At 55.9% G+C, this 14,984-nt stretch carries 7 protein-coding genes, 2 tRNA genes and 3 rRNA genes; 5 read left to right on the top strand and 7 right to left on the bottom strand.

The features are described 5' to 3' along the window. Positions 1-105: 105 nt before the first annotated feature. From rrf to ABDX87_RS18305, 7 genes are all read right to left on the bottom strand, one after another. Positions 106-221 (bottom strand): 5S ribosomal RNA (gene rrf / locus ABDX87_RS18335). 153 nt (positions 222-374) lie between these two features. Next, positions 375-3,267, bottom strand: a 23S ribosomal RNA gene (locus ABDX87_RS18330). A 248-nt stretch (positions 3,268-3,515) separates the two neighbouring features. Continuing rightward, positions 3,516-3,591 (bottom strand) — tRNA-Ala (locus tag ABDX87_RS18325). Positions 3,592-3,617: 26 nt separating this feature from the next. After that, positions 3,618-3,694: transfer RNA gene (locus ABDX87_RS18320), tRNA-Ile, on the bottom strand. 64 nt (positions 3,695-3,758) lie between these two features. Then, positions 3,759-5,295, bottom strand: a 16S ribosomal RNA gene (locus tag ABDX87_RS18315). The 16S, 23S and 5S rRNA genes sit together here with 2 tRNA genes alongside, the layout of an rRNA operon. A gap of 584 nt (positions 5,296-5,879) precedes the next feature. After that, entirely contained in the window at positions 5,880-7,373 is a 1,494-nt protein-coding gene (locus ABDX87_RS18310; RefSeq protein WP_346829153.1) for a CoA-acylating methylmalonate-semialdehyde dehydrogenase, read from the bottom strand. Between the two features lie 68 nt (positions 7,374-7,441). Beyond that, the gene (locus tag ABDX87_RS18305) at positions 7,442-8,788 is read right to left on the bottom strand and encodes an aspartate aminotransferase family protein (protein WP_346829152.1); all 1,347 of its coding nucleotides are present in this window, start codon (positions 8,786-8,788) and stop codon (positions 7,442-7,444) included. A 148-nt stretch (positions 8,789-8,936) separates the two neighbouring features. Here ABDX87_RS18305 and ABDX87_RS18300 point away from each other — a divergent pair, with 148 nt between their 5' ends. The 5 genes from ABDX87_RS18300 (at position 8,937) to ABDX87_RS18280 (ending at position 14,984) form a co-directional block, all read left to right on the top strand. Next, positions 8,937-9,857: a LysR family transcriptional regulator gene (locus ABDX87_RS18300; RefSeq protein ID WP_346829151.1), complete on the top strand. Its 921-nt coding sequence runs from the start codon at positions 8,937-8,939 to the stop codon at positions 9,855-9,857. 214 nt (positions 9,858-10,071) lie between these two features. Continuing rightward, positions 10,072-11,454, top strand: a complete 1,383-nt coding sequence (locus ABDX87_RS18295) for a uracil-xanthine permease family protein (protein WP_346829150.1) — start codon at positions 10,072-10,074, stop codon at positions 11,452-11,454. 83 nt (positions 11,455-11,537) lie between these two features. Then, on the top strand, positions 11,538-12,197 hold the full coding sequence (locus ABDX87_RS18290) for a TetR/AcrR family transcriptional regulator (RefSeq protein ID WP_346829149.1): 660 nt from the start codon (positions 11,538-11,540) through the stop codon (positions 12,195-12,197). 36 nt (positions 12,198-12,233) lie between these two features. Beyond that, positions 12,234-12,827, top strand: coding sequence for an IMPACT family protein (locus ABDX87_RS18285; RefSeq protein ID WP_346829148.1), 594 nt, complete (start codon positions 12,234-12,236; stop codon positions 12,825-12,827). Positions 12,828-13,421: 594 nt separating this feature from the next. Continuing rightward, positions 13,422-14,984, top strand: coding sequence for an ABC transporter ATP-binding protein (locus ABDX87_RS18280; RefSeq protein WP_346829147.1), 1,563 nt, complete (start codon positions 13,422-13,424; stop codon positions 14,982-14,984).

Genomic DNA, 14,984 nt, shown 5'->3' with positions numbered 1-14,984 from the left:
GAGAGGGAGAAGACTAACAGAGGGCGTCGCGCTGTTGCAGTTCGGCTTTTCCGCGCGCAAAAACAAAACCCCATCTGCGTTCGCAGATGGGGTTTTGGAATTTAATCTTGACGATGACCTACTCTCACATGGGGAAACCCCACACTACCATCGGCGATGCATCGTTTCACTGCTGAGTTCGGGATGGGATCAGGTGGTTCCAACGCTCTATGGTCGTCAAGAAATTCGGGTACTGACTCGTGACCGTATGGCCTCGCTTCAGTAAATCGGGTATGTGATCAGGTTTTGCCTGTGTGCTGCAAACTTTCGGTGCGTGTCGTCTTCACAGTCACCGCAATCTGTGCTCATCGAGTCGCAGATTGCTTGGGTGTTATATGGTCAAGCCTCACGGGCAATTAGTATTGGTTAGCTCAACGCCTCACAGCGCTTACACACCCAACCTATCAACGTCGTAGTCTTCGACGGCCCTTCAGGGAACTCAAGGTTCCAGTGAGATCTCATCTTGAGGCAAGTTTCCCGCTTAGATGCTTTCAGCGGTTATCTTTTCCGAACATAGCTACCCGGCAATGCCACTGGCGTGACAACCGGAACACCAGAGGTTCGTCCACTCCGGTCCTCTCGTACTAGGAGCAGCCCCTCTCAAATCTCAAACGTCCACGGCAGATAGGGACCGAACTGTCTCACGACGTTCTAAACCCAGCTCGCGTACCACTTTAAATGGCGAACAGCCATACCCTTGGGACCGGCTTCAGCCCCAGGATGTGATGAGCCGACATCGAGGTGCCAAACACCGCCGTCGATATGAACTCTTGGGCGGTATCAGCCTGTTATCCCCGGAGTACCTTTTATCCGTTGAGCGATGGCCCTTCCATACAGAACCACCGGATCACTAAGACCTACTTTCGTACCTGCTCGACGTGTCTGTCTCGCAGTCAAGCGCGCTTTTGCCTTTATACTCTACGACCGATTTCCGACCGGTCTGAGCGCACCTTCGTACTCCTCCGTTACTCTTTAGGAGGAGACCGCCCCAGTCAAACTACCCACCATACACTGTCCTCGATCCGGATAACGGACCTGAGTTAGAACCTCAAAGTTGCCAGGGTGGTATTTCAAGGATGGCTCCACGCGAACTGGCGTCCACGCTTCAAAGCCTCCCACCTATCCTACACAAGCAAATTCAAAGTCCAGTGCAAAGCTATAGTAAAGGTTCACGGGGTCTTTCCGTCTAGCCGCGGATACACTGCATCTTCACAGCGATTTCAATTTCACTGAGTCTCGGGTGGAGACAGCGCCGCCATCGTTACGCCATTCGTGCAGGTCGGAACTTACCCGACAAGGAATTTCGCTACCTTAGGACCGTTATAGTTACGGCCGCCGTTTACCGGGGCTTCGATCAAGAGCTTCGCGTTAGCTAACCCCATCAATTAACCTTCCGGCACCGGGCAGGCGTCACACCCTATACGTCCACTTTCGTGTTTGCAGAGTGCTGTGTTTTTAATAAACAGTCGCAGCGGCCTGGTATCTTCGACCGGCATGAGCTTACGGAGCAAGTCCTTCACCCTCACCGGCGCACCTTCTCCCGAAGTTACGGTGCCATTTTGCCTAGTTCCTTCACCCGAGTTCTCTCAAGCGCCTTGGTATTCTCTACCCAACCACCTGTGTCGGTTTGGGGTACGGTTCCTGGTTACCTGAAGCTTAGAAGCTTTTCTTGGAAGCATGGCATCAACCACTTCGTGTTCCAAAGAACACTCGTCATCAGCTCTCGGCCTTAAGATCCCGGATTTACCTAAGATCTCAGCCTACCACCTTAAACCTGGACAACCAACGCCAGGCTGGCCTAGCCTTCTCCGTCCCTCCATCGCAATAACCAGAAGTACAGGAATATTAACCTGTTTTCCATCGACTACGCTTTTCAGCCTCGCCTTAGGGACCGACTAACCCTGCGTCGATTAACGTTGCGCAGGAAACCTTGGTCTTTCGGCGTGGGTGTTTTTCACACCCATTGTCGTTACTCATGTCAGCATTCGCACTTCTGATACCTCCAGCAAGCTTCTCAACTCACCTTCACAGGCTTACAGAACGCTCCTCTACCGCATCATCAAAAGATGATACCCGTAGCTTCGGTGCATGGTTTGAGCCCCGTTACATCTTCCGCGCAGGCCGACTCGACTAGTGAGCTATTACGCTTTCTTTAAAGGGTGGCTGCTTCTAAGCCAACCTCCTAGCTGTCTAAGCCTTCCCACATCGTTTCCCACTTAACCATGACTTTGGGACCTTAGCTGACGGTCTGGGTTGTTTCCCTTTTCACGACGGACGTTAGCACCCGCCGTGTGTCTCCCATGCTCGGCACTTGTAGGTATTCGGAGTTTGCATCGGTTTGGTAAGTCGGGATGACCCCCTAGCCGAAACAGTGCTCTACCCCCTACAGTGATACATGAGGCGCTACCTAAATAGCTTTCGAGGAGAACCAGCTATCTCCGAGCTTGATTAGCCTTTCACTCCGATCCACAGGTCATCCGCTAACTTTTCAACGGTAGTCGGTTCGGTCCTCCAGTCAGTGTTACCTAACCTTCAACCTGCCCATGGATAGATCGCCCGGTTTCGGGTCTATTCCCAGCGACTAGACGCCCTATTAAGACTCGCTTTCGCTACGCCTCCCCTATTCGGTTAAGCTCGCCACTGAAAATAAGTCGCTGACCCATTATACAAAAGGTACGCAGTCACCCAACAAAGTGGGCTCCCACTGCTTGTACGCATACGGTTTCAGGATCTATTTCACTCCGCTCTCCGCGGTTCTTTTCGCCTTTCCCTCACGGTACTGGTTCACTATCGGTCAGTCAGTAGTATTTAGCCTTGGAGGATGGTCCCCCCATGTTCAGACAAGGTTTCTCGTGCCCCGTCCTACTCGATTTCATTGACAAGAGATTTTCGCGTACAGGGCTATCACCCACTATGGCCGCACTTTCCAGAGCGTTCCGCTAATCTCAAATCAACTTAAGGGCTGGTCCCCGTTCGCTCGCCACTACTAAGGGAATCTCGGTTGATTTCTTTTCCTCAGGGTACTTAGATGTTTCAGTTCCCCTGGTTCGCCTCTTACGCCTATGTATTCAGCGTAAGATAACTGTCTTATGACAGCTGGGTTCCCCCATTCAGACATCTCCGGATCACAGTCTGTTTGCCGACTCCCCGAAGCTTTTCGCAGGCTACCACGTCTTTCATCGCCTCTGACTGCCAAGGCATCCACCGTATGCGCTTCTTCACTTGACCATATAACCCCAAGCAATCTGGTTATACTGTGAAGACGACATTCGCCGAAAGTTTGCATTTCACAAACTTTACCTTAGCCTGAATGAACACCAGTGAAAGTGCCATCCAGTCTATCTTTCTATCACATACCCAAATTTTTAAAGAACGATTCTGACAAAGATCAGAAATCAACATTCAGCCTTCATGCGAAGGAAATGCTCATTTCTAAGCTTTAGCGGACAACTGTCTGTACCCAACTACCTCGGTAATGGTGGAGCCAAGCGGGATCGAACCGCTGACCTCCTGCGTGCAAGGCAGGCGCTCTCCCAGCTGAGCTATGGCCCCGTATCGCTACAGGGTGCACCGGTAATTGGTGGGTCTGGGCAGATTCGAACTGCCGACCTCACCCTTATCAGGGGTGCGCTCTAACCAACTGAGCTACAGACCCAATCGTCTTCTTCAATGAATCAAGCAATTCGTGTGGGAACTTGCGAAGAAGCTGAGTCTTCGATTAAGGAGGTGATCCAGCCGCAGGTTCCCCTACGGCTACCTTGTTACGACTTCACCCCAGTCATGAATCACACCGTGGTAACCGTCCCCCCGAAGGTTAGACTAGCTACTTCTGGTGCAACCCACTCCCATGGTGTGACGGGCGGTGTGTACAAGGCCCGGGAACGTATTCACCGCGACATTCTGATTCGCGATTACTAGCGATTCCGACTTCACGCAGTCGAGTTGCAGACTGCGATCCGGACTACGATCGGTTTTGTGGGATTAGCTCCACCTCGCGGCTTGGCAACCCTCTGTACCGACCATTGTAGCACGTGTGTAGCCCAGGCCGTAAGGGCCATGATGACTTGACGTCATCCCCACCTTCCTCCGGTTTGTCACCGGCAGTCTCCTTAGAGTGCCCACCATAACGTGCTGGTAACTAAGGACAAGGGTTGCGCTCGTTACGGGACTTAACCCAACATCTCACGACACGAGCTGACGACAGCCATGCAGCACCTGTCTCAATGTTCCCGAAGGCACCAATCCATCTCTGGAAAGTTCATTGGATGTCAAGGCCTGGTAAGGTTCTTCGCGTTGCTTCGAATTAAACCACATGCTCCACCGCTTGTGCGGGCCCCCGTCAATTCATTTGAGTTTTAACCTTGCGGCCGTACTCCCCAGGCGGTCAACTTAATGCGTTAGCTGCGCCACTAAGAGTTCAAGACTCCCAACGGCTAGTTGACATCGTTTACGGCGTGGACTACCAGGGTATCTAATCCTGTTTGCTCCCCACGCTTTCGCACCTCAGTGTCAGTATGAGCCCAGGTGGTCGCCTTCGCCACTGGTGTTCCTTCCTATATCTACGCATTTCACCGCTACACAGGAAATTCCACCACCCTCTGCCCTACTCTAGCTTGCCAGTTTTGGATGCAGTTCCCAGGTTGAGCCCGGGGATTTCACATCCAACTTAACAAACCACCTACGCGCGCTTTACGCCCAGTAATTCCGATTAACGCTTGCACCCTCTGTATTACCGCGGCTGCTGGCACAGAGTTAGCCGGTGCTTATTCTGTCGGTAACGTCAAAACACTAACGTATTAGGTTAATGCCCTTCCTCCCAACTTAAAGTGCTTTACAATCCGAAGACCTTCTTCACACACGCGGCATGGCTGGATCAGGCTTTCGCCCATTGTCCAATATTCCCCACTGCTGCCTCCCGTAGGAGTCTGGACCGTGTCTCAGTTCCAGTGTGACTGATCATCCTCTCAGACCAGTTACGGATCGTCGCCTTGGTGAGCCATTACCTCACCAACTAGCTAATCCGACCTAGGCTCATCTGATAGCGTGAGGTCCGAAGATCCCCCACTTTCTCCCGTAGGACGTATGCGGTATTAGCGTCCCTTTCGAGACGTTGTCCCCCACTACCAGGCAGATTCCTAGGCATTACTCACCCGTCCGCCGCTGAATCAGGGAGCAAGCTCCCTTCATCCGCTCGACTTGCATGTGTTAGGCCTGCCGCCAGCGTTCAATCTGAGCCATGATCAAACTCTTCAGTTCAATACTGCAATCGGGTTTTGAGAAAACCCTATAAACTTGGCTCAGCAATCGTTGGTTAAACCATGATTTCTCGTGGAGTAACTTGCGATGCTGATAATCAGTTGACTTCAGTCTTACAGCGCAAGCACCCACACGAATTGCTTGATTCAGTTGTTAAAGAGCGGTTGGTTAAGAGCTTTTCGTCTCAACCGAGGCGCGCATTCTACAGCGTCCTCTGTATCTGTCAAGCGGTTATTTTCAGAAGCTTTCAAAGTTTCCTTTGCAACTTCAACCACTTGCGCTTCGTTCGACTTGGCGTCTCACGTCAGCGGGAGGCGAATTCTACAGCGTTACAATCTGCTGTCAACTCCCTTTTTCACCGCTGTCGATTCAAGCATCTGAACCGAAGCCCCTCCTCGCTGCTTACTTCGTCCAACTCATTGATTCTCAAGGAGTTTTCCGTTTCGTCTGCGCCGGAAGTGGGGCGAATTATAGAGAGATTCAGAGGGGCGTCAACCCCTATTTTCATTAAATTGTCATATCGGTCAGAAATGGCCCTAAAAGCAAAGGGGCGAGCCTTGCGGCCCGCCCCTTTCAACACACTATTACAAGCTTGGGAATGCGAACTGCGAAGCCTCATGGCTCGCGCGCTGAGGCCAGCGCTGCGTAATCGCCTTGCGGCGGGTGTAAAAACGCACACCGTCCGGGCCGTACGCATGGAGATCGCCAAACAACGAACGCTTCCAGCCGCCAAAGCTGTGGTAAGCCACAGGGACCGGCAGAGGAACGTTGACGCCCACCATGCCGACTTCGATCTCATCGCAGAACAAGCGCGCGGCCTCGCCATCACGGGTGAAGATGCACGTGCCATTGCCGTACTCGTGATCGTTGATCAGTTGCATGGCCTGCTCAAGACTGTTCACTCGGACGATGCACAGCACCGGCCCGAAGATCTCTTCTTTATAGATACGCATCTCGGGGGTGACCTGGTCGAACAGGCAGCCACCCAGGAAGAAACCGTCTTCATGCCCCGACACCGTCAGGCCACGACCATCCACGACCAGCTTGGCACCCGCACCAACACCATCTTCTATATAGCCACTGACTTTGTCGCGATGCTGACCGGTCACCAACGGCCCCATGTCCAGCCCGCATGTCGTGCCTGCACCAATTTTCAGCGCCTTGATCTGCGGCACGAGTTTGGCGACCAACGCGTCGGCAACCTGATCACCGACGCAGACAGCCACCGAAATCGCCATGCAGCGCTCGCCACACGAACCGTAAGCTGCGCCCATCAATGCACTCACGGCATTGTCCAGATCCGCGTCCGGCATCAGCACGGCATGGTTCTTCGCGCCGCCCAGCGCCTGAACGCGTTTGCCGCGTGCCGTCGCTTCTTTATAGATGTACTCGGCAATCGGCGTTGAGCCCACAAAACTCAGCGCTTTGACTTCCGGCGCCTCAATCAAGGCATCGACCGCAGCTTTGTCGCCATGCACTACGTTCAACACGCCCTTGGGCAAGCCTGCTTCGTGCAGCAATTGAGCGATCAAGAGAGTGGAACTTGGATCGCGCTCGGAAGGTTTGAGGATGAAACAGTTGCCGCAAGCAATCGCCAGCGGATACATCCACAGCGGCACCATGGCCGGGAAGTTGAACGGTGTGATGCCAGCGACGACACCCAGCGGCTGGAAATCGGACCACGCGTCAATGTTGGGACCGACGTTACGGCTGTACTCACCCTTCAGGATTTCCGGGGCGGCGCTGGCGTACTCCACGTTTTCGATACCGCGCTTGAGCTCACCCGCAGCATCTTCCAGGGTCTTGCCGTGTTCCTCACTGATCAGCTGAGCAATACGCGCTTCGTTCTGCTCCAGCAATTGCTTGAAACGGAACATCACTTGAGCGCGCTTGGCCGGCGGTGTGTTGCGCCACGCGGGGAAGGCGGCTTTCGCCGAGTCGATGGCCTGCTGGACGGTTTCACGACTGGCCAAAGGAACCTTGTGAATCGCCTGACCGGTTGACGGGTTGAAGACGTCGGCGGTACGACCGGTGTCGCTGACCAACTCGCCATGAATCAGGTGTTGAATGGTGCTCATGCGTAAACTCCGAAAAAAGTGACCCGCAGGCGCAGCCCACGCTGCACCTGTTGATAAAAGAGAGGGGATCAGTCGACCTGGTTGAGCGCTTCGCCCACCGCATCGAACATGCGATCCAGATCCTGCGGCTTGCTGTTGAACGTTGGCCCGAACTGCAGAGTGTCGCCGCCAAAACGCACATAGAAGCCGGCCTTCCATAACTTCATGGCCGTCTCGAAAGGACGAACGATCATGTCGCCGTCACGCGCAGCGAGCTGGATCGCACCTGCCAAGCCATAGTTGCGGATATCGACAACGTTCTTGCTGCCTTTGAGGCCGTGCAGCGAGTTCTCGAAATGCGGCGCGGTTTCCGCAACTTGCTGCACCAGGTTTTCGCGCTTGAGAATGTCCAGTGCGGCAAGGCCGGCGGCGCAAGCGACCGGGTGCGCCGAATAGGTATAACCGTGGGGGAATTCGACTGCGTACTCAGGCGTTGGCTGATTCATGAACGTCTGGTAAATCTCGCTGCTCGCTATCACCGCGCCCATCGGGATCGCGCCATTGGTGACTTGCTTGGCGATGCACATCAGATCCGGTGTTACACCGAAGCTATCTGCGCCGAACATCGAACCCGTGCGGCCAAAGCCGGTGATGACTTCGTCGAAGATCAGCAGAATGTTGTGCTGATCGCAGATTTCGCGCAGACGCTTGAGGTAGCCCTGCGGCGGAACGATCACGCCCGCCGAGCCGGCCATAGGTTCGACGATGACCGCGGCGATGTTCGACGCATCGTGCAGCTCGATCAACTTGAGCATTTCATCGGCCAACGCGATACCGCCCTGCTCCGGCATGCCGCGCGAATAAGCGTTGCTGGCAAGCAAGGTGTGAGGCAGGTGGTCAACGTCCATCAACTGGCCGAACATTTTGCGGTTGCCGTTGACGCCACCCAGGCTGGTGCCCGCGATGTTCACGCCATGATACCCACGGGCACGGCCGATCATTTTGGTCTTGGTCGCCTGACCTTTGAGACGCCAGTAAGCACGGACCATTTTCACGGCGGTGTCGGCACACTCAGAGCCAGAGTCGGTATAGAAGACGTGATTCAAATTGCCTGGCGTCAGGTCGGTGATCTGTTCAGCCAGCTGGAAGGACAGTGGATGACCGAACTGGAACGCGGGCGAGTAATCGAGCGTGCCCAGTTGCTTGGCGACGGCTTCCTGAATTTCCTTGCGCGTATGACCGGCACCGCAGGTCCACAGACCGGACAAGCCGTCATAAATCTTGCGACCTTTATCGTCTGTCAGGTAACTGCCGTGCGCTGCAACGATCAGTCGAGGATCGCGCTGGAAATTGCGGTTGGCGGTGTAAGGCATCCAGTGCGCGTCAAGCTTGAGCTGGCTGGCCAGAGACATATCGGACGATTCGGGCATATTCATTGGAATTAACCTCACAAGGGTGTGGGTGGCCTGTCTTCGTACGCTAAAACCAGAGGCCGAAGCAGGACCGGGTTGCAGCTAACTTGCCACGGGCATAAAGTCTGGAAAATCCTGCTTTTGTGATCTTTAGTTGGCCGATTACTAAACTATGAGCACCCGACGTTCCGACCCGCTGGCACAAGTCAGCGACTTTGATATCCGCCTGCTGCGCATCTTTAGAAGCGTAGTCGAGTCAGGGGGCTTCTCTGCCGCCGAAAGCGCGCTGGGCATTGGTCGCTCGGCGATCAGCCAGCAGATGAGCGATCTGGAGCAACGTCTCGGTTTGCGCTTGTGTCAGCGTGGTCGGGCGGGGTTTTCTCTGACAGAAGAAGGCCGTGAGGTCTATCAGTCGTCGCTGCAGCTGTTAAGTGCGCTGGAAAGTTTTCGCACGGAAGTGAATGGCCTTCACCGACACCTGCGCGGCGAACTGAACATCGGCCTGACGGATAACCTGGTCACCCTCCCCCACATGCGAATCACCCACGCGCTGTCACAACTCAAGGAGCGTGGGCCGGATGTGCACATCAACATCCGCATGATCGCGCCCAACGAAGTGGAGCAAGGCGTGCTCGATGGCAGTTTGCATGTCGGTGTTGTGCCCCAAGCCAGCGCCTTGTCCGGCCTTGAATACCAGCCGCTCTACAGTGAACGCTCCCTGTTGTACTGCGCCGTAGGACATCCATTGTTTTACGTGGACGACGCGCAACTGGGGGATGACCGTCTCGCTGATCAGGAAGCGATCGCGCCGACCTTCCGTTTGCCGACGGACATCCAGGCTCACTATCAGGCACTCAAATGCACCGCCAGCGCTTCGGACCGAGAAGGCATGGCGTTCCTGATCCTCACCGGACGCTACATGGGCTATTTGCCAGACCACTACGCGAGCTTCTGGGTCCAGCAAGGCAGATTAAGAGCCCTAAAGCCGCAGACTCGATTTTATGACCTGAGTCTTGTCACCGTGACCCGAAAGGGACGTCGCCCCCATTTGGTGCTGGAGAGTTTCCTGGAAAGTCTGGCTGCCACACGATGAGGCCAAAACGAACTACTCGTGCCAAAAATCGCGCGAACAAGAACTGACCACAAGATTTTTAAACCGTTATTTTTCATATAGATAAAGGGTAACTAACGACAGCTACCTGATCGATTGGACAGGTTTTTGCAACAACGGCCAGTGTCGGTGGAACGCGTAGACGATCTCACGCGCATCGCCGGCATGGCCAAAACACAAAAACCGAGAGTCCAGCATGCAGCCCGAAGCGCCCGACAATAACGACCTGATCTACGGCCTCAACGACAGACCCCGCCCGGCACCCGCCACGCTGGCCGCCATTCAGCACGTGCTCGCGGCGTTCGTCGGCATCATCACGCCTCCACTGATCATCGGGTCAGCATTAGGGCTGGGGGCTTACTTGCCCTACCTGATCAGCATGGCATTGATGGTTTCAGGTGTCGGTACGTTTATTCAGGCACGTCGTCCCTTCGGCATTGGTGCCGGGATGATCTGCCTGCAAGGGACCAGCTTCGCGTTTCTCGGCGCGGTCCTGTCTGCGGGATTTATGGTCAAACAGCGTGGCGGCAGCCCCGAAGACATCATGGCGATGGTTTTCGGTGTGTGTTTCTTCGGCGCCATCGTGCAGATTGTCCTCAGCCGTTTCATCGGCCAGTTGCGCCGCGTTATCACGCCGTTGGTTACCGGGATCGTGATCACACTGATCGGCGTCAGCCTGATCAAGGTCGGCGTGACGGACCTGGGCGGTGGCTTCAACGCCCCCGATTTTGGCGAGCCGCTCAATCTCGCGCTGGGCATCTTCGTGTTGCTGGTCATCATTCTGCTTAACCGCTCGAGCACGCCGTGGGTGCGTCTGTCGGCAATCATCATCGGGCTTGCGGTCGGCAGCGTTGCGGCATGGTTTTGCGGAAAGCTTACGCCCCATGCCATCAGCGGCGTCGCGTTGATCAGTATTCCGCTGCCTTTGCGGTTTGGTTTCAATTTTGACTGGGCAGCGTTCCTACCGGTCGCGCTGATTTATCTGATCAGCAGCATCGAAACCGTGGGCGACCTGACGGCCAACTGCATGCTTTCTCGTGAACCGATCAAAGGCCCCAGTTACATCGCCCGCCTCAAAGGCGGCGTATTGGGTGATGGCGTGAGTTGCATGATCGCCGCCACCTTCAGCGCCTTTCCCAACACCACCTTCGCCCAGAACAACGGGGTGATTCAGCTCACGGGCGTGGCCAGTCGTTATGTCGGGCTCTATATCGGCGCGATTCTTTTCCTGCTCGGACTCTTCCCGGTCATCGGTGCGATTCTGCAACAGATTCCAAAACCGGTGCTGGGCGGCGCGACGCTGGTGATGTTCGGCAGCGTGGCCGCCGCCGGCGTCCGGATCCTGGCGCAGTCGACGCTGGATCGCCGCAGCATGTTGATCATCGCGACGTCATTCGGCGTCGGCCTGGGCATCGCCGCGCAACCGACCTTACTGCACCATCTGCCACAACTGGTACAAAACTTGTTTGATTCGGCGATCACCAGTGGCGGTCTGACGGCGATTGCGATGTGCCTGTTGTTGCCCGAAAGCAAAGAGACCCTCGCAGAAAAGCAGGAGATGGAGGCATTTGAGCACTAATTCCATTGCCAGCGCTTGTCGGATCGTCACGGGTGCGTTATCTGTTCACCCCGTCGCACCCAATGATCCGTCTGGAACCGCACATGACCCTTGAAGTCCCTGCTCACAGCGCCAGCGCCACCAAACCGGCGAGCCGCATTCGTCAAAAGAATGAAGAAGCGATCATGAAAGCTGCCGAGGACGAGTTCGCCCGTCACGGATTCAAAGGCACCAGCATGAACACGATCGCGCAGAATGCCGGGCTGCCAAAAGCCAACCTGCACTATTACTTCACCAACAAGCTGGGTCTGTACATCGCGGTCCTGAGTAACATCATTCAACTGTGGGACAGCACCTTCAACCATCTGAAGGTCGAAGACGATCCGGCTCAGGCGTTGACCCAATACATCCGCGCGAAGATGGAGTTCTCCCGACGCCAGCCACAGGCCTCGCGCATCTTCGCGATGGAAATCATCAGTGGCGGCGAATGCCTGAACGAGTACTTCAGCCAGGATTACCGGCAGTGGTTTCAAGGACGTGCGGCCGTCTTTCAGGCGTGGATCGATGCGGGCAAAATGGACCCGGTCGATCCGGTTCATCTCATCTTCCTGCTGTGGGGCAGCACTCAGCATTACGCTGACTTCGCCACGCAGATCTGCCAGGTCACCGGTCGCACGCGCCTGACCAAGCAAGACATGGAAGAGGCGGGCAACAACCTGATCCGCATCATCCTCAAGGGTTGCGGGCTCACGCCACCGATCTGATCTTCGAACAACCTTAGCGTCTGGCTGGAACCGTCAATGCCTTCTACCCTCGTCGGCCCTTGTGAATTTCGCGAGGAGATTCGCAAGAGCCGCTTCATTACCCTCGCGGCGCCCATCAATAGCCCGGCCGATGCCCAGGCGTTCATCGAACAGAACAGTGACCTCAACGCCACGCACAACTGCTGGGCCTGGAAACTGGGTGCGCAATACCGCAGCACGGACGATGGCGAGCCGGGCGGCACGGCAGGCCGACCGATTCTGGCGGCCATCGAAGCGCAGGATTTCGATCAGGTGGTGGTGCTGATGATTCGCTGGTACGGCGGAATCCAGCTGGGCACCGGCGGACTGGCCCGTGCCTATGGTGGCGGGGCCAACAAATGCCTTCAGCAGGCAGCACGCTTGCCGCTGATCAATCGTGTTTCACTGACGTTCGACTGTACCTTCAGCGAACTGGCGCTGGTGAAGTTGCGGCTTGCCGAACTCAATGGCGTGGTGGAAAACGAAGACTTCCTGGCCAACGGTGTCGCGCTCTCAATCGCTGTCGGGCCAGAGCAAATCGAGACCTTCCAGCGGCAACTGTCCGACCTCAGTCGCGGGCGCATCGTCCTGCATCGACAATCCGACGTTTGACCTGCCCCGTTTCGCGCTTCCACTCATTTGACGGTTGCCCACATCTACTGTGCATCTGCCTGTGGACAAGCTGAGCACATACCCTCGCAGGCCGTGATTCATATGGGCTTGGGGAATCTGATCAATTTTTAGCCAAACCACTTATCCACCGCACAAAAAGACCGGAAAACAGGATGTTAGAGTGCCTTATCACCACTTGCTCCTATCCTGCGCCCGCTTATGCCGGGGATTCTCGATTGCGCACATTAACTGTGGAGCAACCTGTGGATAACAGGTGCAACGCTGTCCACAGCGCAGGGGATATCGTGCTCGCCATCAACTGGTCATTTTTCATACAAATTATTTGAACCAGATTGACTCGCCAGCAAAACAGGGCGCCCAGTCATGGTGCTCATGTGTCCTTTATGGTTCATTTTTCAACAGAGGCAGGGGATGCTGACGGTGACGAGGTCGCGGGGATGAATGGCTGTCAGCCCTATCACATTGGGGTTCGGAGTCGATCAAGGCATCAACCCGTCAGTAACGCGCAAAAACCTGACCAGCTGGCCAAGAAATTGCTAAGTGCAGTAGCGATCCTTTGTCATCGAGCCCGTCATGCCTCATTCAACGACTCCACCGCGCCTGCAACTGCGCCACATCACCAAGCAATATCCAGGGTGTCTTGCCAACGATGCCATCGACCTGACCATCCAGCCCGGCGAAATTCACGCGCTGCTCGGCGAAAATGGCGCAGGCAAAAGCACCTTGATGAAAATCATCTACGGTGTGGTCCAGCCCGATGCCGGGCAGGTGATCTGGCAAGGACAGCCACTTTCCATGCGCAACCCTGCTCAAGCCCGGGCGCTCGGCATCGGGATGGTGTTCCAGCATTTTTCGCTATTCGAAACGCTAACCGTTGCGCAGAACATCGCCTTGGCGATGGGCGCCGCGGCCGGCACGCCGAAACAACTGGAACCGAAGATTCGCGAGGTTTCGCAACGTTATGGCATGGCCGTCGAGCCTCAACGGCTGGTGCACAGCCTGTCTATCGGTGAGCGGCAAAAAGTCGAAATCATCCGTTGCCTGATGCAAGACATTCGCTTGCTGATTCTCGATGAGCCGACATCGGTGCTGACGCCGCAAGAAGCCGAAGATCTGTTTGTCACGCTTCGGCGGCTGGCGGAAGAAGGCTGCAGCATTCTTTTCATCAGCCACAAGCTGGGCGAGGTGCGCGCGTTGTGCCACAGCGCGACGGTGTTGCGCGGCGGCAAAGTGTCGGGGCATTGCGTGCCCGCTGAATGCAGCGATCTGCAACTGGCGCAGTTGATGGTCGGTGATGCGGAAGGTCTGGTCGCGCAGTATCCGAAAGCCACAGGTAACACGCCTTTTCTCCAGGTGGAAAAGCTGTCGTGGCACAACCCGGATCCGTTTGGCTGCTCGCTGATCGAGGTTGACCTGGAAGTGCGCAGCGGGGAGATCGTTGGTATCGCGGGGGTCGCCGGCAATGGTCAGGATGAGTTACTCGCGCTGCTGAGCGGTGAGCAAACATTGACCCGGGCTGAAGCGCAGCGCATCCGGCTTGGCGAGCAAGGCGTTGCTCATCTGCGCCCGGACGCTCGGCGCCGACAAGGCCTGGCCTTCGTGCCCGCCGAACGCCTGGGCCATGGCGCTGTGCCGGAAATGAGCCTGGCGGATAACGCGCTGTTGACCGCTTTTCAGCAGGGGCTTGTGAGCAAGGGGCTCATCCAGCGCGGCAAGGTTGAGGCCTTGGCTCACACCATCATTCAGCGCTTTGCGGTGAAAACACCGGACGCGCGCACAGCCGCCCGAAGCCTGTCGGGCGGCAATCTGCAGAAATTCATTCTGGGCCGCGAAATCCTGCAGAACCCGAAACTGCTTGTCGCTGCACACCCGACCTGGGGCGTGGATGTGGGCGCGGCGGCAGCGATTCATCGCGCGTTGATTGCATTGCGCGACGCTGGCGCGGCCATTGTGGTGATCTCCGAAGACCTCGACGAGTTGTTTCAGATCAGCGATCGGGTCGGGGCATTGTCGGGCGGCCGCCTGTCGGCGCTGTTGCCTACGCCGCAAACCACACAGGTGCAGATCGGCGGCTGGATGGCCGGGCAATTCGACACCGATCACTTACGTCAACCCGACTCCGCGTCGCACATTTAA

Source organism: Pseudomonas abietaniphila (genome assembly GCF_039697315.1).
GTDB classification, from domain to species: domain Bacteria; phylum Pseudomonadota; class Gammaproteobacteria; order Pseudomonadales; family Pseudomonadaceae; genus Aquipseudomonas; species Aquipseudomonas abietaniphila_B.
Note: the sequence above shows the minus strand (reverse complement) of the source record. Positions and strands in the feature narration are given on the sequence as shown.